This is a genomic window from Nocardia arthritidis (assembly GCF_011801145.1).
GTDB classification, from domain to species: Bacteria; Actinomycetota; Actinomycetes; order Mycobacteriales; family Mycobacteriaceae; genus Nocardia; species Nocardia arthritidis_A.
In genome coordinates, this window is sequence record NZ_CP046172.1 from 3,598,707 (window position 1) to 3,620,701 (window position 21,995).

Below are 21,995 nucleotides of genomic sequence, written 5' to 3' on the forward strand. Positions count from 1 at the left end.
GTTCTATGCGCAACTGAAAGGTACTCTTTACATCACTCGATTGCGCGATGACGGGTCGTCGGTCCGTAGGGCTCCAACGGCTTGGCGTTCGGCGTGTCGGGACAGGCATCGGAACCAGAGGGGTCTACCTATGAGTGAGCGGACTACAGCAGGGGGCGCCGGCGTGAAGCGGGAAGCCGGGGCGAAGCGGGTCGTTGTGGCCGAGGACGAGGCGCTCATCCGGATGGATCTGGTGGAGATGTTGACCGAGGAGGGCTATCAGGTTGTCGGTGAGGCGGGTGATGGTCAGCAGGCTGTCGACCTAGCGGTGGAGCACCGGCCGGATCTGGTGATCATGGATGTGAAGATGCCGCGTCGGGACGGTATCGATGCCGCGGCGGAGATCGCGTCGAAACGTGTTGCGCCGGTGGTGATTTTGACGGCGTTCAGCCAGCGTGATCTGGTGGAGCGGGCGCGGGATGCCGGGGCGATGGCGTATCTGGTGAAGCCGTTCACGAAGTCGGATCTGGTGCCGGCGATCGAGTTGGCGGCGAGCCGGTTCCATGAGATCACCGCGTTGGAGAGCGAGGTGGCCAATCTGGCCGATCGTTTGGAGACGCGGAAGTTGGTGGAGCGGGCGAAAGGCGTCTTGATGCAGACGCAGGGGTTGTCGGAGCCGCAGGCGTTCAAGTGGATTCAGCGGACGGCGATGGATCGGCGGACGACGATGAAGGCTGTCGCGGAGGTCGTCTTGGAGAACTTGACGCCACAGTGACAAGTTCCAGCATCACGGCTGGAAATTTTACGTACCGGAAACCTCGCGGCGAAGAACAATTCGTTGCAATGTCATCGACATGATCCGAATGTGATGCGGATCTAACGTGCCAACGCTATGTTCTGACCGGGCCGACAGTGGTCGGTCCCCTCTCGGTGATGCCGGGGGGAGCACAGGACGTAGAGGTGAAACGTGCTTAGTTCGACATGGCGCGGTCGTACGACGCTTGGTGTGCTGGCGGTCGGCGCTGCCGCGGCGCTGGTGCTGACGGGTTGTAGCAGTAAATCGACCGGTAACGACAACAAATCTTCCGGCACCAGCGAGGGCGCTTCGAGCGGCCTGTCGATCCAGCCGGTGGCTCAGGTGGACAAGGACGGTAAGCAGGTCCCGAAGTCCGAGACCGCGAAGGCCGCCGATCCGGCCGGTGATGGCAAGGCCACCTGTGCTCCCGGTGTGACCATCGCGTTCGCCGGCGCGTTGACCGGCCCGAACGCGCAGCTCGGCATCAATATCAACAATGGCGCGAAGCTGGCTATCGATCAGCACAACAAGGCGAATCCGAATTGCAAGATCGAGATCAAGTCGTTCGACACCGAGGGTGATCCGCAGAAGGCCACCCAGGTGATTCCGCAGATCGTCAACGACAAGTCGATCATCGGTCTGGTCGGTCCGGCGTTCTCTGGTGAGACGAAGGCGACCGGCAAGATCCTCAGCGATGCGGGTCTGGCCTCGCTCACCGCGTCGGCCACCAACGCGACGCTCACCCAGAACGGCTGGACCAGCTTCTTCCGTGGTCTGGCCAATGACGACACGCAGGGCCCTTCGGTGGCGAAGTACCTGGTGAACACGGCGAGCTACAAGAAGGTCTGTGTCATCCAGGACAACAGCGATTACGGCACCGGTTTGGCGAAGTCGATCACCGAGGGTCTCGGCAGTGCGGCCGATTCGGCGTGCGCGGCCAGCATCAAGGCCGGTGACAAGGATTTCTCGGCGACGGTGACCAAGGTGAAGGCGGCGAATCCGGATGCCGTCTTCTACTCGGGTTACTACGCGGAGGGCGCGCCGCTGGCCCAGCAGTTGAAGCAGGGTGGCGTGAAGGCCGTGTTCGTCGGCCCGGACGGCACGAACGACCCGCAGTTCATCGCGCAGGCGGGTAGCGCGGCCAAGGGTGCGACGCTGACCTGCCCGTGTGGTCCGGCTCCGGAGAAGTTCGCGAAGGACTACCAGGCGTTCAACAACATGGCGTCGGGTGTGTACTCGGTCGAGGCCTACGATCTGGCGACGATCCTGGCGAAGGGTATCGATGCGGGCAAGGTGACCCGGCCCGATCTGCTCGAGTTCGTGCGCAACTACGAGGGTGACGGACTGGCGCGGCATTACAAGTGGAGTGCCAACGGCGAGCTCGCCAACGCGCTGATCTGGATTTACACGGTCAAGTAGCCAAGTAGCCCGACACGAAATCGCGCAGCACGTATGGGGTCGCGTGAATCCCCATACGTGCTGTTTCGTAAAGGGCGAATAAGCGAGGGCGAATAAAAGAATGTTTTCCACAGCAGTCGGCGGCGTTGTACAACTCGCTGCCGGATCGATCGACTTCAACTATCAAGGGGTGATCGATCAGTTCTGGCGACTGACCGTCGACGGATTGTCCTACGGTGCCATCTACGCACTCGTCGCTGTCGGCTATACCCTGGTCTACGGCGTTTTGCGGCTGATCAATTTCGCCCACTCCGAAATTTTCATGCTCGGTTTGTTCGGGCAGTATGTCGGGCTGATGCTGCTGGGCTTCTCGCCCAGCGGTGATGTCTATTCGCAGGGTGTCATCCTCACCGTCACCTATCTGGCCTTGGCGATGATCATCGGCATGGCCGTATCCGGCGGCGCGGCCGTGGGTTTGGAGCGGGTGGCCTATCGGCCGTTGCGCAAGCGGGGGGCGAAACCGCTGATCTTCCTGATCACCGCGATCGGCGCGTCGTTCGTGATCCAGGAGATCGTGCACTTCGTGATCCCGAAGATCTGGCCGGATCTGGGCGGCACCAACGCGCAGAAGCCGATCATGCTGGTCGAACCGTCGATCCAGTTCAGTTTCGGCGGCGCGGATATCACCAACGTGACCATCGTGATCGTGGTCGCCGCAATCGTTTTGGCGCTGGCCACCGAGATCCTGATCAACCGGACCAAGTTCGGCCGCGGCATCCGGGCCGTGGCACAGGATCCGGATACCGCGACCCTGATGGGTGTTTCGCGGGAGCGGATCATCATGCTGACCTTCCTCATCGGCGGTGTGCTGGCCGGTGCGGCCGCGCTGCTCTATTCGATGAAGATTCCCAACGGCATCATCTACTCGGGTGGGTTCATCCTGGGTATCAAGGCGTTCAGCGCCGCGGTGCTCGGCGGTATCGGCAATCTGCGCGGTGCGCTGCTCGGTGGGTTGCTGCTCGGTCTGGCCGAGAACTACGGCCAGATCCTGTTCGGCACCGAATGGCGTGACGTCGTCGCATTCGTGGTGCTGGTGCTGGTGCTGATGATCCGGCCGACCGGCATCCTCGGCGAAAGTCTCGGGAGGGCACGAGCATGAGTGTGAAAACCGCTGAGCCGCAAGGCAAGAACGCACCGGAGGTGCCGGAGAAGCACGGCGTCGGTGACGCGCTACGCAGCTGGTGGTCGGGTCTGTCGCGGCCCGCGCAGTGGGGGATCGGCGTTCCGGCGATCATCCTGCTGGCCCTGCTACCGCTGTATCCGCCGCCGTTCCTGGACACCCCGGGTACCAGTTTCGGCGGGGTGATGGCCCAGTTCGCGATGTACGCGCTGATCGCCGTCGGTTTGAATGTCGTTGTCGGACAAGCGGGTCTGCTCGATCTCGGCTATGTCGGCTTCTACGCCGTCGGCGCGTACACGGTGGGCCTGCTGACCAGTCCCAACAGTCCGTGGAATCAGACCGACGGCTGGCTGCACAAGGATTGGGCCTGGCTGGCCTGTCTGCCGCTGGCCGCGGCGGTCACCGCGGTATCCGGTTTGATCCTCGGTTCGCCGACGCTGCGGTTGCGCGGCGACTATCTGGCGATCGTGACCCTCGGCTTCGGTGAGATCGTCCGGCTGCTGGCCGACAACCTCGGCGATGTCACCAACGGCAGCCTCGGGCTGTCCGGTATCGCCTATCCGCACGTCGGCGAGTCGGCGACGAAGCAGAACGGCGTGTTCTCCGCGGGTAACGTCGGAAATGCGAACAGCTCCAACATCTTCGATAAGGCGAACTCCGGAATCTGGTGGTACTGGGTCGGTATGGCGCTGGTGATCGTCGCCCTGCTGATCGTCGGGAATCTGGAGCGCAGCCGGGTCGGCCGGGCCTGGGTCGCCATCCGGGAGGACGAGGACGCGGCCGAGATCATGGGGGTGCCCACCTTCAAATTCAAGCTGTGGGCGTTCATGATCGGCGCCGCGATCGGCGGTCTGTCCGGTGCGCTGTACGCGGGGCAGGTGCAGTTCATCAATCCGACCGGCTTCAACGTCATCAACTCGATGCTGTTCCTGTGCGCGGTGGTGATCGGCGGTCAGGGCAACAAGCTCGGTGTGATCGTCGGCGCGTTCATCATCGTGTACCTGCCGAACCGGTTGCTCTCGGTGCAGGCGGTGGGCCAGAGCGTGCTCGGCTATGTGATGCTGATCGTGACGATCGCGGTGATCGTCGCGCTGGTCATGGTGTGGCGCAGGCGGATTCGTGATGCGGAGAACCGGGTCAGGTACGGCTATCTCGGCGGCGTCGCGGTCGTGGTCGTCGTACTGCTGGTGATTCTCGGCAATGTGCTGAAGTTCCACGAGCAGGGCGCGCAGTCGCTCGGCGACTTCAAATACCTCTTCTTCGGCATCACGCTGATGGTGTTGATGATCTTCAAGCCGCAGGGTCTGTTCCCGGTGCGGCAGAAGCTGCTCACCTTCGGGCGTCAGGTGTATCAGGCCGTGCGCAAACCGTTCGGCGCCAAAGCGATTGGAGCGCAGGGATGACCGGGCCTGGCGCGGGTGGCGCGCTGTTCGACAACGAGGATATGGCGGCGGGCTACACCCAGGAGCAGACGGAGTCCAGCGCGGGCGTCGTCGATGTCTCGGCGGTCGCCCCGGAGCTCGCCGATGCCGAAACGGTCGCGGAAGTCGTCGCACCGCATCGGGATATCGAGACCGCGGTCGGTGAGCCGCTGCTGCGCACCGAGGGTCTCACGGTCAAGTTCGGCGGCCTCACCGCGCTCGACGACGTGAGTTTCGAGATCCGCCGCGGTGAGATCCTCGGGCTCATCGGACCCAACGGCGCGGGCAAGACCACCTGCTTCAACGCGATCACCGGCGTGTACCGGCCGTCGGGCGGCACGGTGTACTTCGACGGCAAGCCGCTGACCAAGACCAAGCGCAACGCCATCACCAGGCTCGGTATCGCGCGCACCTTCCAGAACATCCGGTTGTTCGGCGAGATGACGGCGCTGGAGAACGTGGTGGTCGGCACCGACGCCCGGCACCGCACCTCGGTGCCGGGCGCGGTGCTGCGCACCCCGCGACACCGGCGGGAGGAGCGCGACGCCATCGAGCGCGGGATGGCGCTGCTCGAATTCGTCGGCATCGCGCCGCGGGCGGTGGAGAAGGCGCGCAATCTGCCGTACGGCGATCAGCGCAGGCTGGAGATCGCCAGGGCGCTGGCCACCGAACCGAAGCTGCTGTGCCTCGACGAGCCCGCGGCCGGCTTCAACCCCAGCGAGAAATCGGCGCTGATGGATCTGATCCGCAAGATCCGCGACGACGGTTTCACCGTGCTCCTGATCGAGCACGATATGCGACTGGTGATGGGGGTGACCGATCGGATCGTCGTGCTGGAGTTCGGCCGCAAGATCGCCGATGGGCTGCCCGCCGACATCCGGGACAACCCGGATGTCATCGCGGCCTACCTCGGTGTGCCCGACGACGAAATCGAGCAGATCCTCGCCGAGCCGACCGGCGGACAGGAGCAGTGATGGTGCAAACGAAGCCGAACGAGCAGTCCAGCACGTCGCAGTCGCAGTATTTGCTCGAGGTCGACGACATGGTCGTCAACTACGGCAGAATCCAGGCGCTGCACGGGATTTCGCTGCAGGTGGCGCCGGGTGAACTCGTCACCCTGCTCGGCGCGAACGGCGCGGGCAAGACGACGACCATGCGCGCGCTGTCCGGCCTGCTGCCGCTCACCCGGGGGCGAATCCGGTTCGAGGGCCGCGACATCACCAAGATGAAGGCGCATGAGCGGGTGGGTCTCGGGCTCATCCAGGCGCCGGAGGGCCGCGGTGTCTTCCCCGGGATGACCGTGCAGGAAAACCTCGATATGGGTTGCTACTCCAGGGTTTTCAAGGAGAAGGCGGAATACGCGAGAACCCTGGGCTGGGTGCTCCACCTGTTCCCGCGCCTGGCCGAGCGGCGTAGACAGGTCGGCGGCACGCTGTCCGGCGGTGAGCAGCAGATGCTGGCCATCGGACGGGCGCTGATGGCCCGGCCCCGGCTGCTGCTGCTCGACGAACCGTCGATGGGGTTGGCGCCCATGGTGATTCAGCAGATCTTCCGGATCATCAGCGAGATCAACCAGCAGGGCACCACGGTGCTGCTGGTGGAGCAGAACGCGCGCCAGGCGCTGGCGCGCAGCGATCGCGCGTACATCCTGGAGACCGGTGAGGTCACCAAGACGGGATCGGGGCGGGAACTGCTCACCGATCCCGCCGTGAAGTCCGCCTACCTCGGCGTCGCGTAAAGCCGCTGCGGTGACGTCGCCTGCTCGGGCATGATCGGTTTCATGAACGGGCACGACGAATTGATCAGTCTGGCCGATCGCTACTGGGATAGTTTCCTGGAAGCGTTCCCGAGTCAGGCGACGTTGCTGGGGGACCGGCGGTTCGACGACCGCATCGAGGACCCGTCGGAGGCCGCCGAACAGCGGCTGCTCACCGCGCATCGCGGGTTGCTCGCCGAGGTCGACGCCATCGATCCGGCCGGTCTCGACGCCACCGATCGGGTGACGCGCAGCCTGCTGCGCGCCGAGCTGACCGGTTCGGTGGACCATCTCGAGTGGCGGCCGGTGGAGCTGGCCTCCGACCAGATGGACGGTGTACACGCGGAACTGCTGATGATCGCCCCGCAGACCAACGCACCCGAACCGGCGAACGCGCTCGCACTGCTGGAGCGCTACAAGCAGTTCGGGACCATGCTGGATCGGGCCGTGGAGCGATTCCGCGCCGGGCTGGCCGCGGGCCGGACGCCGCCGCGGATCACCATCGAGCGTTCGCTGAATCAGCTGGACGGCTACCTCGCCTCCGATATCGCATCGGATCCCTTTGCCTCCCTTGGCGGTCCGGCGAACTGGGACGGCGAGGCGGCCTGGCGCGACCAGCTCGTGGACGTGGTGCGCGACGGTATCCGTCCCGCCTTCCAGCGCTATCGTGACGCGCTGGCGGCGGATCTGCGCCCGGCCAGCAGGCCGGACGATAAACCGGGCCTGTGCTGGCTCGGCGGCGACGGCGAGGATATCTACCGGCGCGAACTGCGCAGGCACACAACGCTTCCGGATCTCGGTGCGGAGGAGATACACGAACTCGGGCTGTCCGAGCTGAAGCTATTGCGCGACGAGTACGCCGAGGTAGGGCAGCGGCTGTTCGGGACGGGCGATGTCGCGGAGATCTTCCGCAGGCTGCGCCAGGATCCGGCGCTGCGCTACACCAGCGGCGCGGAGATCATGGCCGACGCGCGTGCCGCGCTGGCGGCGGCGAATGCGGAGATGGGCAACTGGTTCGGCAGGCTGCCGCGCGAATCATGCGACATCGTCGAGATTCCCGAATTCCTGGCGGCGGATTCGCCTGCGGCGTACTACTTTCCGCCCGCGGCCGATGGTTCGCGACCCGGAGCGTACTTCGTCAACGTGCACGACCCGGCGAGCAAACACCGTTACGAGACAACGTCCATCGCCTACCACGAGGCCATTCCGGGCCATCATCTGCAACTGACCATCGCCAACGAACTCGACCACCTGCCGCGCTTCCAGCGGCAGTCCTTCGCGAACACCGCGTTCGTCGAGGGTTGGGCGCTGTACACCGAGCGCCTCGCCGACGAAATGGGTTTGTACGCCGACGATCTCGGCCGGGTCGGGATGCTCGCCGGTGATTCGTGGCGGTCCTGCCGCCTGGTGGTGGACACCGGACTGCACGCGAAGGGCTGGACCAGGCAGCAGGCCATCGACTTCATGATCGCCAACGCGCCGGTGGGCGTGCAGGAGATCACCACGGAGGTGGACCGCTACATCGGCATGCCGGGTCAGGCCGTCGGCTACAAGGTCGGGCAGCTCGAGATCCGCCGCCAGCGCAGGCAGGCCGCCGAGCGGCTCGGCGCGGCCTTCGATATCAAGGCGTTCCACGATGTGGTGCTCGGCTCGGGTTCGGTGAGCCTGCCGGTGCTCCGGGAACTCGTGGCGACGCTCTAGCAACTCGGCCGGAGAGACGCCGATCCCAACTCGGTGGTGTCGGCGTCTCCCCTTGTCGGTGCCGGTCCCTAGACTCATGCGCGTGAGTTCACCGACGACTGCTGAGCGTTCCGCCACCGCGTCCGGGACGGACCGGCCGACCCTGCTGCTGCTGGACGGGCATTCGATTGCCTACCGCGCGTTCTTCGCGCTGCCCGCGGAGAACTTCAAAACGGTCACCGGGCAGACCACCAACGCGGTGTACGGCTTCACCGCGATGCTGATCAACCTGCTGCGCGACGAGAAGCCGACGCATATCGCGGCCGCCTTCGACGTGAACCGCAAGACCTTCCGCACCGAGGCGTACCCGGAATACAAGGCGAACCGCAATGCCACCCCCGACGAATTCCGCGGGCAGGTCGAACTCACCAAGGACGTGCTCGGCGCGCTCGGCATCGCGGTGATGGCGATCGAGGGCTTCGAGGCCGACGACATCATCGCCACCATCACCACGCAGGCGGTGGCCGAGGGCTTCCGGATTTTGATCGTCTCCGGTGACCGCGACTCGATCCAGCTGGTCAACGACGATGTCACGGTGCTCTATCCGCGCAAGGGCGTCTCGGATCTCACCCGGTTCACCCCCGAGGAGGTGCAGGCCAAATACGGTCTCACCCCGAATCAGTATCCGGATTACGCGGCGCTGCGCGGCGACCCGAGCGATAACCTGCCCGGCATTCCCGGCGTCGGGGAGAAGACCGCGGCCAAGTGGATTCGCGAATACGGTGATCTGAACACGCTGGTGGACAAGGTCGACGAGGTGAAGGGCAAGGTCGGTGACGCGCTGCGCGCCAACCTGAGCAGCGTGGTGCTGAACCGTCAGCTCACCGAGATGGTGCGCGACGTCCCGCTGCCGTACACGCCGGAGCAGCTGGCGCAGGGCCCGTGGGATCGGGAGAAGATCCACCAGCTGTTCGACGATCTGGAATTCCGGGTGCTGCGCGACCGGTTGTTCGAAACCCTAGCGCCGCCGGAGCCGGAGGCCGAGGCCGGATTCGAGATCAGCGGTGCGGCGCTGGAGGTCGGCGCGGTCGCCGGCTGGCTCGCCGAGCATGCGGAAGCCGGTGTGCGGCACGGCGTTTCGATCGTCGGCACCGGCACTCCCGCGGATGGTGACGTGCGCGCGCTCGCCATCGCCGCCGCCGACGGCGAGAGCGGCTACATCGATGTCAGCGTGCTCACCCCGGAAGATGAGGCGGCGCTGGGCACCTGGCTCGCCGACCCGGCGGTGCCGAAGGCGCTGCACGAGGCCAAGGCCGCCATGCACGCGCTGCGCGGGCGCGGCTGGACCCTCGGCGGGCTCACCAGCGATACCGCGCTGGCCGCCTACCTGGTCCGGCCCGGCCAGCGCAGTTTCAACCTCGACGATCTGTCGCTGCGCTACCTGCGCCGCGAGCTGCGCGCCGAAACCGATGCGGCGCCACAGCTCTCCCTGCTCGACGAGGAGGGCGCGGCCGACGCCGAGCTGGCGCAGGCCGAGATGCTGCGGGCCAGGGCGGTCGTCGATCTGGCCGCCGCGCTCGACACCGAACTGGAGCAGATCGAATCCACCCCGCTGCTCGCCGAGATGGAGCTGCCGCTGCTCGGCGTGCTCGCCACGCTGGAGGAGGCGGGCATCGCGGTCGACACCGATCAGCTGGAGACGCTGCACCGGCAATTCAGCGACCGGGTTAACGCCGCGGCGAACGCCGCATACGACGTGATCGGCAAGCAGATCAACCTGGGCTCGCCCAAACAGTTGCAGGTGGTGCTGTTCGACGAACTCGACATGCCGAAGACCAAGCGCACCAAGACCGGTTACACCACCGACGCCGACGCGCTGGAATCGCTGTTCGAGAAGACCGAGCACCCCTTCCTGGAACATCTGCTCGCGCACCGCGACGCCACCCGCCTGAAGGTGACGGTGGAGGGTCTGCTGAAATCCGTTGCGCCGGACGGCCGGATCCACACCACGTTCAACCAGACCATCGCCGCCACCGGGCGCCTGTCGTCCACCGAGCCGAATCTGCAGAACATCCCGATCCGCACCGATACCGGCAGGCAGATCCGCGACACCTTCGTGGTCGGCTCCGGCTACCAGTCGCTGATGACGGCCGACTACAGCCAGATCGAGATGCGCATCATGGCCCACCTGTCCGGCGACGAGGGCCTGATCGAGGCCTTCAATTCCGGTGAAGACCTGCACACCTTCGTCGCGTCCAAGGCATTCGACATCCCGATCTCCGAGGTGAATCCGGAGATGCGGCGGCGAATCAAGGCCATGTCGTACGGCCTGGCCTACGGCCTGAGCTCCTACGGTCTGTCGGCGCAGCTGAAGATCAGCACGGCCGAGGCGAAGGAGCAGATGGACGTCTACTTCGCCCGGTTCGGCCGCATCCGCGACTACCTCTACGAGGTGGTCGAGCAGGCCCGTAAGGTCGGCTACACCGAAACCCTGTTCGGCCGCAGGCGCTATCTGCCCGATCTGGATTCCAGCAACCGTCAGCGCCGCGAGGCCGCCGAACGCATGGCGCTCAACGCCCCCATCCAGGGCACCGCCGCCGACATCATCAAGGTGGCGATGATCAACGTGCACAAGGCGATCGGCGCGGCGGGCCTGCGCTCCCGGATGCTGCTGCAGATCCACGACGAACTCCTCTTCGAGGTCGCCGATGGTGAGCGCGAGGCATTGGAAACCCTCGCCCGCGAGCAGATGTCCGCCGCCATCGAACTCTCGGTGCCCCTGGAGGTTTCGGTCGGCGTCGGCCGCAGCTGGGACGCCGCCGCGCACTGAGTCTCAGTGCAGGGCTTTCGCCAGCGCGGGCACCACCTTGCCCGCGGCGGTATCCGGCGACTGATCGGTCCAGACGCGGAAGCCCTGCACCGCCGAAACATCGTCTACCACGGCGACTTTCGAATTCGGGTTGTCGACAAGGCCGTGCGGCAGTCCGGCCAGCCCGCCGCCGCCCGCGCTCCGGTCGGCGCGCAGCACCAGTACGACGTCGACCGGCGTGCTCAGCACGAAGCTGCTGAGCGCGAGCAGCCGCGGGGATTTCTCGCCGCCGGTGGCCCGGTATTCGCGGCTGTAGACGAAGCCGATGGCTTGCAGGAATCGCGCCTGATCACTCGGGTCGAGGAAGACCGAGAGATCGGTATCGGTCACCAGGAAGGCGGCGATCTGCTTGTCGGCGAATTCGGGATGTCCGGCCCGAATCTGCGCGGCCCGGTCCGCTGCGGGACCGCTGCCGCCGTGATCGGTGAGGAAATACGTTGCCGCGCCGACCACCAGCGCGATGACCACCCCGAATATCGCGGGCAGCAAGAACTTCCGTAACCGGGACAGGCGCGGCGGCTTGTCCGGCAGGCGCCGAGTCGCCGAATCAGGTTGCGCTGCCCGGGAATCGGCGAAGGCCGCCGCCGCATCCTGCGCCAGCTCCCGGCAACTGGAATACCGGTCGCCGCGATCCTTCGCCATGGCGCGGGCGATCACCGCGTCCAGCGCCGGCGGCAGTTCGGGCCGCACCGCGCTCGGCCGCGGTGGCGGCTCGTTGATATGGCCGAGCACGATCTCGGTGGGCGACGCGTACGGATACGGGCTTTGTCCGGTGAGCAGCTTGTAGAAGGCGCAGCCCAGGCTGTAGATATCCGAGCGGTGATCCAGTTTGTGACCCAGCAGCTGTTCCGGTGACGCGTAGGCGGCGGTGGCGAGGAAGTCGCCCGTTTCGGTGAGTTCCTGGCCGTCCACCATGGGTTTCGCGACACCGAAATCGGTGAGCAGTACCCGTTCCTCCTCGCCGTCGACCTCGGCGAGCAGGAAGTTCCCGGGTTTGATGTCGCGGTGCAACAGTCCGCGCCGATGGGCGTGGTCGATCGCCTTGCCCACCTCGGTGACGATGCGCAGGGCGCGCTGCGGCGTCATGACCGCCGATCCGCGCGCGATTTCCCGCGCCGCGTCGGTGCCGTCGACGTACTGCATGGCGATCCACAGCTGTCCGTCCGCCTCACCGCGGCTGTAGACCGCGACGATATTCGGATGATCCAGCGCGGCGGCCAGATTCGCCTCACGTTCGAAACGCGCTCGGAATTCCGCGTTTTCGCTCAGGTCGGCATTGAGCACCTTCAGCGCGTCCCGGCGCGGCAGAATCGGGTCCTGGGTCAGGTAGACCGTACCCATGCCACCGGCGCCGAGCACGCGAACGATCCGGTAGCCGCCCACGATCGCACCGGGAGGCAACGGCATTCGACTCTCCTACCTGGTAGGGGTTGTCCAGAATTTAGCAACCATCAGTGCCCGGCCGCGAGCAGCTTGTATTGCGCGGCCGCCTCTTGATAGAGGTCCTGCGGCTGTTCGGCCCACACCTGCGCCACATACCGGTCGTAGCCGATGAAACAGGTATAGGTGACGACCGCGGGCCCGACCGGATCATCGAGCTTCTTCAGGCATTTGGCGCCCGGCAATCCGGGCGGTCCGTCGAATGGTCCGTAGTCGCCGGCCAATTGGTCGACGTAGGCGGCCAGCAGCCGGGCCGCGGCCGGCCGGTCCCCGGCCCGGGTGATCGTCGAACGGTCGATCGCTACCAGATCGACCTTCGCGTCGGCGAATATCCGGCTGGTCTGCGCGGGGTAATAGTCGAGATGCAGTGCGGCCCTTGGCGTCAAGATCGCCGGTGTCCAGTCGGACACTTTCGGACTCGGCAGGGTGCGGCCGAGCAGGCCGTCGACATCGGCCGGGAGCGTGGCCAGCCGATCCGGTGCTGTCGGGTGATAGTCGCGGAGCATTTCGAAAAGTTTGTCGTAGATCCGCGCGGTGAATCGACTCAGCGGCACCGGATCCGGCGCCGGAGCGAGGTTGTCCTCGACAATGGTCCACACCAGGTAGGTATCGCGGACGAGCCAGGTCATGACGGACCCGTACTCGTTGATCTCGGCCCTGGCATCCGGATACGCCGGAATCGACGTATCGGTGGTATTCGGTTGCGCCGCTTGGGCTCCGGCGAGGAGGGACAGTGCGTGCCCGGCCTGGTCGGGCGTTCCGAAACGCAGTACGCCGAGTTGGGCCTCCAGCCCGAGCGCGTAGGAGATCCTGCGCTGCCCCCCGGTTCGGAATCCGGCGATCAAACCGGGTGCGGCGGCATTGAAATCGTCGATGTGATAAATGGGTTCGACCGGCGGCGGGTGGTCGGCGGTGAATGCGAAATTGCCGCTGGTGGCGTTGCCGAAAACCATTCGGCTGTCGATATCCAGGATCAGCGGAAGGTGTTTCGCGAGTTCGACCGACTCCTGGATCGCGCCGGTTTGCGCGGTCGGCGCGATGGTGCGCGGCGTGGTGAGGTAGTTGCCGGAGTCCAGCTTCGCCAGGTCGACGGCGGGTGGACCGGAGCCGGAATCGCAGCCCGCCGCGGTGAGCAGCAGCGTGCACGTCAGCATTGCCGTGATCGAATATCGCTGCCGCGCCATCACATTCGCTCCGCCCGAGCCAATATCGCGTACTGCGCGGCGACCCGCTGATAGAACGTCGGGGCCATCCGTTCGCCGAACGCGTACTCCTCGCCGACCACCCCGACGTACCTGCCGACGGCCACCGCGCACAGATACGAATCGTGCCGGATCGGCTCCGGGTCGGCGAGTGCGAGGCAGTGGGCGTCGGTGATTCCGTGCGGCGGATCGATCTCGTCGTCGTTGCGGCCGGGCGCGGTCAACGCCGTCTGCAATTTCACCGCGGAATCGAAATCCCGTGTTCGGTAAACGATTCCGTCATTGTGGGCGACCAGGTCGACGCCGGCGTCGGTGAACGCCCTACCGGCGACGGTGGCGTCGCGTTCGAAATGCAGTTCCCCCGCCGGGGTGTATATGCCGATGGTGGCGTCGAAAAGGCTGAAGCTCGTGCCCGCCTTCTTGGACAGCGGCAGCGCCAGCCGCATCAGCGGTTCGGTGGCCGATGGCAGATCGAGGATATCGTCCACCGGTGTCGGGGTGAGCTGCTCCAGCCGGGCGAACTGCGCTCGGAACATCGTTTCGAACTGCGCCGCAAGCGCATTCGGGTCCGGTCTGGGCACGGCGGCCAAGCTCAGCACGGCGTAGTCGCCGTGCGCGGCGAAGGCGAAACCCTTGACGTCGGTATTCGACCATGCGCTCGCGCCCGCGATATCCGGCAGCGCGATATCGTGCCGGTCGGTGCGGTCGTTGAGCGGTGTTGCCGCGAATTCCATTGCGGCGGCGCGCGCTTCGTCCGCGGATGGAAAGCGCAACAGCACGATCGTCATCGTTTTGCGTTCGCGTGATTTGTTATTCGTGCGGGTGACGAGCGCACCGCAAATGAGATGATGCCGGGTCGCCACCGCCCCGTACTGCTCGGGTAACGGTGCGTACGGTTGCTCGCCGAAGCTCGTCTCGTCGACGATACGGGCGTCGTCGAGCTGGTTCAGCTGCGGATCGACCTCGTGCGGCGAGAGCAGGTATCCCATCATCCGGCGGGCCTCTATATGGAAGACGTCGTCCTTGGTTTGCAGCCGCGGCCGGAAGTCGAAGGGGGCGGCCTGGAATGGGCCGGTGTCGAGCGCCGACAGATCCGCCGGTGTCGGTCCCGGATGGGGCTGCCCGCTCGTCGTCGCGGCACACGCTGCGGCGGCGAGGGCGGCGAGCGCCACCAGCGCCAAGCCGCGGTTTCGGGGAAATCCCATGCGCCGCTCACCTTCTCGTCAGCAACGCGTACTGCGCGCTGACCTTCTGGAACAGGTCCTGCGATTGGCGGCCCGGCGCCTGCACCGTCCATCGGTCGACTTGGAAAATGCATAGGAACACATCGAATTGGCTCTGCTGATTCGGCCGAGCGCAGACGATCTCGCCGTCGATACCCTTCGGCGGATCGATCATCTGCCGGTTCTGGTCGGTGCGCAGTTCGTCGGCCCACTTCTGCCAGATCCGCCGTGCGCCCGCGGCCGATCGGCTGCGGAACACGGTGGTGTCGCCGAAGGCGATCCGGTCGATATCCCCGGTCGTCAGGAAGTCCAGATTCGTGGACTCGAGGCCGAAAACCGCGCCGCGCCCGGTGAATACACCGTCCGGGTCGGGCCGCCAGAGGAAGTCCGGATTGGTCGCCAGCGTGCGCGCCAGGACGTCATCCGGGTCCAGCGCAAGGGATCTCAGCTGATCGGCCGGGGTGGGCCGGAATTGGTCCAGCAGCGGCAGCGCCACGTCCAGCATGTGTTCGGTCCGGCCGATCAGCGCGGGCAGGTCGGGTGCGGCGGTATCGTCGATGATCTTGACGAAGACCACATAGCGGTCGCGGACGGTCCATGACACGAGCGCGGGTGTCGGTGGGCGCCAATGTGCCTTGGTCCCTTGATACTTCGGGAACGACACCGGTTCGCTATCGGCCATGTACCAGGGCAGGTTGGTGCTGTGGTAGGTGAAATCGTCGTGCTCGAGCGTCGCCGCGACGATGCTCGCGGTGGCGGCGTCCGGGAATTCCAGCACCGCGATAGCCAGCGTGCGCCGGGGAGCCTCGGGCGGGCCGCCGGTATCCCAACGGTTCACCCAGCCCGCCACCAGATCCTTCGCCACATCGTCGAAGGTGTCGTTGATGACGAGATTGCCCATACCCTTCGAATCGAGCACGATATGCCGTTGGATCCCGCCGGTGCTGTCCTCGGTGTAGCTCGGATCGGCCTCGAACGGCAGCGCGACATAGTCGGCCAGTCGCTGCGATTCGCGAATCCTGCCCTGTTTCAAGGTCTTCGCCGTGCCGAGGTGGCGCGGGACGGTGGGGTAGTTGCCGACCTCCAGCCGCGACAGATCGGCCTCCTGCCGCACGGGTGTCCCGGAAACCACTGAGCCGCAAGCGATCACCAGCGCGCCGACGAGGCAGAGCAGACTCGCCGCGCGCAACGATGCCCATGGAACGGCCGATTGCACGATTCCCCCGAAGCGTGGTCCTGATCGGATGCTACGCCGCCGTCGGGGTGCGGGCGAGGAGGATCGATCGTGCCGCCGACCGATGCCCTCGGGCTACCAAGCCCATGACGTGCGGCGATGATACTCGCGGGTAGCGAAAACTGTGGCAAAACGGACGCGAAATATCGTTGCCAATACACCGGCGGACGCCTATTGTCGATCGCGTGCCGAATCCGACCGACCGCCACAGTGCGGCAGCGAATGTCGCAGACCGCGACCGCGCCGCGCTAATTCCGCCCACCGCGATGGTGGCGCGTCGGCTAATTCTCGTAGTAACCCGCCGCAGCGGGGCCTGATTCGGACCGGCCCCCTCGCTGCGGGCCGTTGATTGTTGGCTGCTGGTCCCCTCCTCCATCTGTGGAAAGACTTCTCCGGGAAGACCTACGTGCACATGACGATCCTGACACTTGACACGAATAACCTGCTGGCCGCCGCCCCGAAGGGCCTGCGCGCCGAGAGCACGGGCATGACGCCCGCCGAATTCCACCTCCGGTACGGCGAGAACGCGGGCCCGATCCGGCTCGGCGACTGGTCGTCGGTCAATCGGGGCGCGGATTTCATCGCGACCCTCGAATTCGCCGACCGCCTGCGCACCGTCGTCGCGAGCGGCAGCCCGGTCGCGGCGCTCACCTCGGCGCTGTACGACGAGGGCTATCCGGTCGAAATCCTGCAGTTCCATCAGCGCCGCACCGAGGATGGCACCGCCACCTTCGTGCAGTGCGAATGCGACGGCAGGCGCGGCTGGGGTGCGGCCATCGCCGGCGACAGCGCCGAATCGACGGTGCGCGCCATGATCGCCGGCGTGAACCGCCTGGGCGTCTGAACCGCGTCTGAAACAACAAGGGGCCGTTCACATTTCGTGAATGTGAACGGCCCTGAGTTGCTCGGTTACTCGCCCTGGGACTGTTCGGCCAGCTGCTTGCGCACCTCGTCCATGTCCAGCGCCTTCACCTGGGTGACCAGATCCTCCAGCGCGGCGGGCGGCAGCGCACCCGGCTGCGCGAACACCAGCACGCCCTCGCGGAAGGCCATGATGGTCGGGATGGACCGGATATTCGCCGCGGCGGCCAGGCCCTGCTCGGCCTCGGTGTCCACCTTGCCGTGCACCACGTCGGGGTGCGCCTGCGAGGAGGCCTCGAAGGTCGGCGCGAAGCTGCGGCACGGACCGCACCAGGAAGCCCAGAAATCGACGAGTACCACGTCGTTTCCGGTGACTACCTCATCGAAGTTCTGCTGGGTCAGCGTCTGGGTGGCCATGACGTCCTCTCATATTCGGTATGCACCGCTATAACACATCCGGTTCCGCTTATCTTCCACTGCCGATTCCCCACTCACAGTGTCGATCGCCGTCCCAACGGCGGATACCCACCACGGTCGCGGGGAAATCCCGGTCCCGGGCCACCGCGTGCACCGCCTCACCGAGCCGCTGCGCCGCGACCCGCCGGGCCAGCGTAATGTGCGGCGTCCACGCGTCCGGGTGCAGGTTGGCCGGGACGCCGGGGCACGGCGCGACGATCCCGAAGATGGCGCGCTGCACCGCGAGCAGCTGTTCGGACGGCACCACCAGCCGGACCAGGATCGGGTTGCGCGCGCCGAAGATCAGCACCCCGCCCAGCCGGATGGCGAAGGGCCGGAAAACATAGCCGTCCAGGGCATGGTCGATGCGCGGCCAGATCTGCCGCGCCACCGCGACAGTGATATGTGGCCGGTTGGTTTCGGTGGTTTTGGCCGCCGGGCTCGGAATTCCGGCGTCGGCGAGCAACCGCCACTCGCGCCGGATCTCGGCGTCGGCCGCATCGTCCAACAGCAGTTCGACCGATTGCACCATGATCTCCAGAAGGTAGCGGTATCGCCGGGTGGGCGGGTCGGTTCGGGCGTGCCCGCGCGGCGCGGGGAGGATGAACCGGTGAACGATGGGCGCATCAGACTCGGTCTGATCGAAGGTGACGGCATCGGCCCCGAGGTGGTCGGCGCCACCCGGCGGGTGGTGGACGAGGCGCTGGCCGCGGCCGATGCCGCCCCGGTCGAATGGGTGCCGTTGCCGATCGGTCACCGGGCGATCGCCGAATTCGGCACACCGCTGCCGGAATCGACCCTCGACACGCTGGACGAACTCGACGCCTGGATCCTCGGCCCGCACGACAACGCCTCGTACCCGCCGGAGCATCGGGCCGCACCCGGCGGGGCCATCCGGAAACGGTTCGGGCTCTACGCCAATATCCGTCCGGCCAGGGCGTTCGCCGGTGTGCGTTCCGTCGCACCCGATATCGATCTGGTGATCGTCCGGGAGAACAGCGAGGGCTTCTACGCCGACCGCAATATGTTCGCCGGGTCGGGGGAGTTCCGGCCGACGCCGGATGTCGCGCTCGCCGTCGGCGTGGTGACCCGGGACGCGTGCGTCCGGATCGCGCACGAGGCGTTTCGCCTGGCGGTGGCGCGGCGCAAGCGGGTCACCATCGTGCACAAGGCCAATGTGCTGCCGATGACGATGGGACTTTTTCGTGATGTTTGTTACGAAGTGGCTCGCGACTATCCGGGTGTGACGGTCGACGATCAGCACGTGGATGCGATGGCGGCCCATTTGGTCCGCGCCGCACCGCAATTCGATGTGCTGGTGACCGAGAATCTGTTCGGCGACATCCTTTCCGACCTGGCGGGTGAGCTCAGTGGCTCACTCGGTTTGGCCGCATCGCTGAACTGTTCGGCCACCAGGGCGATGGCCCAGGCAGTGCACGGTGCCGCGCCCGCGCTGGCCGGGCATAATCGCGCCAATCCGGCCGCTTTGCAGCTGTCCGCGGCAATGCTGTTGCATTGGTTGGGGACTCGTGACTCAGACGGTGGTTTGCGGCAGGCCGCGGAGCGGATCGAGCGCGCCGTCGCCGCCGCGCTCGCGGCCGGTATCGCCACCGCTGACCTCGGCGGCCTGGCCTCGACCAGCGAATTCACCGAGCAGGTATGTGCTAGGGTGCACCGCCGGTAATCGGAGTGTCGCCGTGGTACGACACAGTACGGATGAATCTTCCGTTACTGTCACGCACGGAGCGGCTCGGTCGCTTAGATTGCCAAACGGGTGGTGACGCCCGGGTTTCAGGTATTCGAAATGTGGAGGGCTGCTGTGTCTGTTCGATCGGTAGTTGGCAGGCGCGCCCTGCAGGCGGTGTGCGTGCTCGCCTGCGGCGCACTGGCGCTGACGGGCTGTACGAAGAACACCGAGGACACCGGGCCGAAGGCCGAGAAGGTCGGCGGTATCGAGAAGGTCGATTCGCTCGCCGCGCAGCTGCCGGACAAGCTGAAGTCGTCCGGCAAGATCGTCGTCGGTGTGAACGTCCCCTACCAGCCGAACGAGTACAAGGACCCGAGCGGCAAGATCGTCGGCTTCGATGTCGATTTGATGGACGCCGTCGCCGCGACCCTCGGCATCAAGGCCGAATACACCGAATCCGCCTTCGAGAAGATCATTCCGACCATCCAGGCGGGCACCTACGACGTCGGTATGTCCTCGATGACCGATTCGAAGGAACGCGAGCAGCAGGTCGACTTCGCCACCTACTTCAAGGCAGGCATCCAGTGGGCGCAGCCGGTCGGCAAGCCGATCGACCCGAACAACGCCTGCGGCAAGCGGGTCGCGGTGCAGGCCAACACCGTCGAGGACACCGACGAGATCCCGGCCAAGAGCAAGAAGTGCACCGATGCGGGCAAGCCCGCCATCGATAAGAAGTCGTTCGACGAGCAGAGCGCCGCGACCAACGCGGTGGTGCTCGGCCAGGTCGACGGCATGTCGGCCGACTCTCCGGTGACCGCCTACGGCATCAAGCAGAGCGGCGGCAAGATCGAGGCCGCCGGTCAGGTATTCGATTCCGCGCCGTACGGCTGGGCGGTGCCGAAGGGTTCGCCGCTGGGCAAACTGCTGTCCGCCGCCGTGCAGCACCTCATCGATTCCGGAAAGTACCTGGAGATCTGCAAGAACTGGGGCGTCCAGGACGGTGCGATCACCAAGTCGGTCGTGAACGGCGCCGAGAGCTGATCGATGCCCTCATCTGATACGACGGCCTTGCCCGGCGACACCGGGCAAGGTGGGGGAGCCACCACCGCAGGCGAACCCACTCCGATCAAGGCAATACCGCTACGCCGCCCCGGCCGCTGGATCGCCGCCGCGATCATCCTCGTGCTGGTCGCACTGTTCGGTTACGGCGCGGCCACCAACTCGGCCTACGGCTGGCGCACCTACTGGAAATATCTGTTCGACAGCCGGATCGAATCCGGTGTGGTGATCACGCTGGAGCTGACCGTCCTGGCCATGGCGCTGGCCGTGGTGCTCGGCACGGTGCTCGCGGTGATGCGCCTATCGCCGAACCCGGTGCTGCGGTCGGCGGCCTGGGTGTATCTCTGGATCTTCCGTGGCACACCGGTTTACGTGCAGTTGGTGTTCTGGGGTCTGTTCCCGTCGCTGTACAAGAACATTCAGCTCGGCGTTCCGTTCGGGCCGCAGTTGCTCCACATCGACGTGCAGCACATGCAGGCCACCTTCCTCTTCGTGGTGATCGGCCTCGGCCTGAACGAGGCCGCGTACATGGCCGAAATCGTCCGCGCCGGAATCAATTCCGTCGGTGAAGGACAGCGCGAGGCGTCCATCGCGCTCGGCATGTCCTGGGGCCAGACCATGCGCCGCACGGTGCTGCCGCAGGCGATGCGGGTGATCATCCCGCCGACCGGTAACGAGCTGATCGGCATGTTGAAGACCACCTCGCTGGCGGCCGCGGTGCCCTACACCGCCGACGTGTACGGCCGGGCCCGCGACATCTTCGCGGTGAACTTCCAGCCGATCCCGCTGCTGCTGGTCGCCGCGACCTGGTATCTGGCGATCACCAGCGTGCTGATGGTCGGCCAGTTCTACCTGGAGCGCTACTACTCCCGCGGCGCGACCAGACAGCTGACCTCCAAGCAGCTGCAGGAGCTGGCGGACGCGCAGACGATTGTGAAGGCGAAATGAGCGGCGAGCAGGACATGACGCAACCGACCGACCCGGCGCAGCCGATGATCGTCGCCGATCGGGTGTGCAAGAGCTTCGGCGCGCTGCAGGTGCTCAAGGGTGTTTCGCTGAATGTCGGGCGGGGCGAGGTGCTTTGTGTCGTCGGGCCGTCCGGTTCCGGCAAGTCCACCTTCCTGCGCTGCATCAACCATCTCGAGGACATCAGCGCGGGCCGCCTGTACGTCGATGGTGATCTGGTGGGCTATCGCGAGCGCAACGGCAAGCTCTACGAGCTGCATCCGCGCGAGGCGGCCAAGCAGCGCCGCGAAATCGGCATGGTGTTCCAGCATTTCAATCTGTTCCCGCACCGCACTGCGCTGGAGAACGTGATCGAGGCGCCGATACAGGTCAAGAAGGTCGACAGGGCGCGCGCGATCGCCAGGGGCAAGGAGCTGCTGGACCGAGTCGGCTTGGCGGAGAAGGCGAATGCCTATCCGGCCCAGCTGTCCGGCGGTCAGCAGCAGCGCGTCGCCATCGCCCGTGCGCTGGCCATGGACCCCAAGCTGATGCTCTTCGACGAGCCGACCTCGGCGCTGGATCCGGAGCTGGTCGGCGAGGTGCTTTCGGTCATGCGGGAACTCGCGCGGTCCGGTATGACGATGGTGGTGGTGACGCACGAAATGGGTTTCGCCCGCGAGGTCGCCGATCAGCTGGTGTTCATGGACGGCGGCGTGGTGGTCGAGGCCGGGGCGCCGCTCGACGTACTGACCAATCCGCAGCACCAGCGCACGAAGGCTTTCCTGTCCCGGATCCTATAGAGTTCCGGC

At 65.9% G+C, this 21,995-nt stretch carries 19 protein-coding genes; 13 read left to right on the plus strand and 6 right to left on the minus strand.

Annotated elements, in window-relative coordinates; genetic code table 11:
- Positions 1-130 precede the first annotated feature (130 nt).
- The 8 genes from F5544_RS16175 to polA all read left to right on the plus strand — a co-directional run bounded on the left by F5544_RS16175 (position 131) and on the right by polA (position 11,040).
- Positions 131-754, plus strand: coding sequence for an ANTAR domain-containing response regulator (locus F5544_RS16175; RefSeq protein ID WP_167473954.1), 624 nt, complete (start codon positions 131-133; stop codon positions 752-754).
- Between the two features lie 192 nt (positions 755-946).
- A complete protein-coding gene (locus F5544_RS16180) occupies positions 947-2,194 on the plus strand; it encodes a branched-chain amino acid ABC transporter substrate-binding protein (RefSeq protein WP_428847146.1) in 1,248 nt (415 codons plus the stop codon).
- Positions 2,195-2,294: 100 nt separating this feature from the next.
- The gene (locus F5544_RS16185; RefSeq protein WP_167473955.1) at positions 2,295-3,332 is read left to right on the plus strand and encodes a branched-chain amino acid ABC transporter permease; all 1,038 of its coding nucleotides are present in this window, start codon (positions 2,295-2,297) and stop codon (positions 3,330-3,332) included.
- On the plus strand, positions 3,329-4,756 hold the full coding sequence (locus F5544_RS16190; RefSeq protein WP_167473956.1) for a branched-chain amino acid ABC transporter permease: 1,428 nt from the start codon (positions 3,329-3,331) through the stop codon (positions 4,754-4,756). Before F5544_RS16185 ends, F5544_RS16190 begins: the two co-directional genes overlap by 4 nt.
- Positions 4,753-5,748 (plus strand): ABC transporter ATP-binding protein, encoded by a 996-nt coding sequence (locus tag F5544_RS16195; RefSeq protein ID WP_167473957.1) that lies wholly within the window; start codon positions 4,753-4,755, stop codon positions 5,746-5,748. Before F5544_RS16190 ends, F5544_RS16195 begins: the two co-directional genes overlap by 4 nt.
- Positions 5,748-6,512 (plus strand): ABC transporter ATP-binding protein, encoded by a 765-nt coding sequence (locus F5544_RS16200; RefSeq protein WP_167473958.1) that lies wholly within the window; start codon positions 5,748-5,750, stop codon positions 6,510-6,512. Before F5544_RS16195 ends, F5544_RS16200 begins: the two co-directional genes overlap by 1 nt.
- A 42-nt stretch (positions 6,513-6,554) precedes the next feature.
- Complete coding sequence (locus tag F5544_RS16205; protein WP_238847272.1) at positions 6,555-8,231, plus strand: DUF885 domain-containing protein; 1,677 nt, start codon at positions 6,555-6,557, stop codon at positions 8,229-8,231.
- A gap of 76 nt (positions 8,232-8,307) precedes the next feature.
- Entirely contained in the window at positions 8,308-11,040 is a 2,733-nt protein-coding gene (gene polA, locus F5544_RS16210) for a DNA polymerase I (protein ID WP_167473960.1), read from the plus strand.
- Positions 11,041-11,043: 3 nt separating this feature from the next.
- On the opposite strand, the gene F5544_RS16215 is transcribed toward polA, so the two are convergent.
- The 4 genes from F5544_RS16215 to F5544_RS16230 are packed head-to-tail and all read right to left on the minus strand — an operon-like array spanning position 11,044 to position 16,133.
- Positions 11,044-12,486, minus strand: coding sequence for a serine/threonine-protein kinase (locus F5544_RS16215; protein ID WP_167473961.1), 1,443 nt, complete (start codon positions 12,484-12,486; stop codon positions 11,044-11,046).
- A 44-nt stretch (positions 12,487-12,530) separates the two neighbouring features.
- Positions 12,531-13,703: a DUF7373 family lipoprotein gene (locus F5544_RS16220; protein WP_167473962.1), complete on the minus strand. Its 1,173-nt coding sequence runs from the start codon at positions 13,701-13,703 to the stop codon at positions 12,531-12,533.
- Entirely contained in the window at positions 13,703-14,926 is a 1,224-nt protein-coding gene (locus tag F5544_RS16225; RefSeq protein ID WP_167473963.1) for a DUF7373 family lipoprotein, read from the minus strand. Before F5544_RS16225 ends, F5544_RS16220 begins: the two co-directional genes overlap by 1 nt.
- Before the next feature lie 7 nt (positions 14,927-14,933).
- A complete protein-coding gene (locus F5544_RS16230; protein WP_167473964.1) occupies positions 14,934-16,133 on the minus strand; it encodes a DUF7373 family lipoprotein in 1,200 nt (399 codons plus the stop codon).
- Positions 16,134-16,590: 457 nt separating this feature from the next.
- Here F5544_RS16230 and F5544_RS16235 point away from each other — a divergent pair, with 457 nt between their 5' ends.
- Entirely contained in the window at positions 16,591-17,022 is a 432-nt protein-coding gene (locus F5544_RS16235) for an alpha-isopropylmalate synthase regulatory domain-containing protein (protein ID WP_167473965.1), read from the plus strand.
- 65 nt (positions 17,023-17,087) lie between these two features.
- On the opposite strand, the gene trxA is transcribed toward F5544_RS16235, so the two are convergent.
- Positions 17,088-17,456, minus strand: a complete 369-nt coding sequence (gene trxA / locus F5544_RS16240; protein WP_167473966.1) for a thioredoxin — start codon at positions 17,454-17,456, stop codon at positions 17,088-17,090.
- 49 nt (positions 17,457-17,505) lie between these two features.
- Positions 17,506-18,027, minus strand: coding sequence for a 2'-5' RNA ligase family protein (locus F5544_RS16245; protein WP_167473967.1), 522 nt, complete (start codon positions 18,025-18,027; stop codon positions 17,506-17,508).
- 78 nt (positions 18,028-18,105) lie between these two features.
- Between F5544_RS16245 and F5544_RS16250 the strand changes: the two genes are divergently transcribed.
- The 4 genes from F5544_RS16250 (at position 18,106) to F5544_RS16265 (ending at position 21,986) form a co-directional block, all read left to right on the plus strand.
- Positions 18,106-19,179, plus strand: coding sequence for an isocitrate/isopropylmalate dehydrogenase family protein (locus F5544_RS16250; protein ID WP_167473968.1), 1,074 nt, complete (start codon positions 18,106-18,108; stop codon positions 19,177-19,179).
- A gap of 120 nt (positions 19,180-19,299) precedes the next feature.
- Positions 19,300-20,223 carry an ABC transporter substrate-binding protein gene (locus F5544_RS16255; RefSeq protein ID WP_167473969.1) on the plus strand — a complete coding sequence of 308 codons (924 nt, stop codon included), beginning with the start codon at positions 19,300-19,302 and terminating at the stop codon, positions 20,221-20,223.
- A gap of 3 nt (positions 20,224-20,226) precedes the next feature.
- Positions 20,227-21,189: an amino acid ABC transporter permease gene (locus F5544_RS16260; RefSeq protein WP_167473970.1), complete on the plus strand. Its 963-nt coding sequence runs from the start codon at positions 20,227-20,229 to the stop codon at positions 21,187-21,189.
- 44 nt (positions 21,190-21,233) lie between these two features.
- Positions 21,234-21,986, plus strand: coding sequence for an amino acid ABC transporter ATP-binding protein (locus F5544_RS16265; RefSeq protein ID WP_167479247.1), 753 nt, complete (start codon positions 21,234-21,236; stop codon positions 21,984-21,986).
- Positions 21,987-21,995 lie beyond the last annotated feature (9 nt).

Bases quoted from the DNA above. Each gene is read 5' to 3' on its own strand.
- F5544_RS16175 (WP_167473954.1), top strand. From the start codon at position 131: ATGAGTGAGCGGACTACAGCAGGGGGCGCCGGCGTGAAGCGGGAAGCC.
- F5544_RS16185 (WP_167473955.1), top strand. From the start codon at position 2,295: ATGTTTTCCACAGCAGTCGGCGGCGTTGTACAACTCGCTGCCGGATCG.
- F5544_RS16190 (WP_167473956.1), top strand. From the start codon at position 3,329: ATGAGTGTGAAAACCGCTGAGCCGCAAGGCAAGAACGCACCGGAGGTG.
- F5544_RS16195 (WP_167473957.1), top strand. From the start codon at position 4,753: ATGACCGGGCCTGGCGCGGGTGGCGCGCTGTTCGACAACGAGGATATG.
- F5544_RS16200 (WP_167473958.1), top strand. From the start codon at position 5,748: ATGGTGCAAACGAAGCCGAACGAGCAGTCCAGCACGTCGCAGTCGCAG.
- F5544_RS16205 (WP_238847272.1), top strand. From the start codon at position 6,555: ATGAACGGGCACGACGAATTGATCAGTCTGGCCGATCGCTACTGGGAT.
- polA (WP_167473960.1), top strand. From the start codon at position 8,308: ATGCGCGTGAGTTCACCGACGACTGCTGAGCGTTCCGCCACCGCGTCC.
- F5544_RS16215 (WP_167473961.1), bottom strand. From the start codon at position 12,486: ATGCCGTTGCCTCCCGGTGCGATCGTGGGCGGCTACCGGATCGTTCGC.
- F5544_RS16220 (WP_167473962.1), bottom strand. From the start codon at position 13,703: ATGGCGCGGCAGCGATATTCGATCACGGCAATGCTGACGTGCACGCTG.
- F5544_RS16225 (WP_167473963.1), bottom strand. From the start codon at position 14,926: ATGGGATTTCCCCGAAACCGCGGCTTGGCGCTGGTGGCGCTCGCCGCC.
- F5544_RS16235 (WP_167473965.1), top strand. From the start codon at position 16,591: ATGACGATCCTGACACTTGACACGAATAACCTGCTGGCCGCCGCCCCG.
- trxA (WP_167473966.1), bottom strand. From the start codon at position 17,456: ATGGCCACCCAGACGCTGACCCAGCAGAACTTCGATGAGGTAGTCACC.
- F5544_RS16245 (WP_167473967.1), bottom strand. From the start codon at position 18,027: ATGGTGCAATCGGTCGAACTGCTGTTGGACGATGCGGCCGACGCCGAG.
- F5544_RS16255 (WP_167473969.1), top strand. From the start codon at position 19,300: ATGTGGAGGGCTGCTGTGTCTGTTCGATCGGTAGTTGGCAGGCGCGCC.
- F5544_RS16260 (WP_167473970.1), top strand. From the start codon at position 20,227: ATGCCCTCATCTGATACGACGGCCTTGCCCGGCGACACCGGGCAAGGT.
- F5544_RS16265 (WP_167479247.1), top strand. From the start codon at position 21,234: ATGATCGTCGCCGATCGGGTGTGCAAGAGCTTCGGCGCGCTGCAGGTG.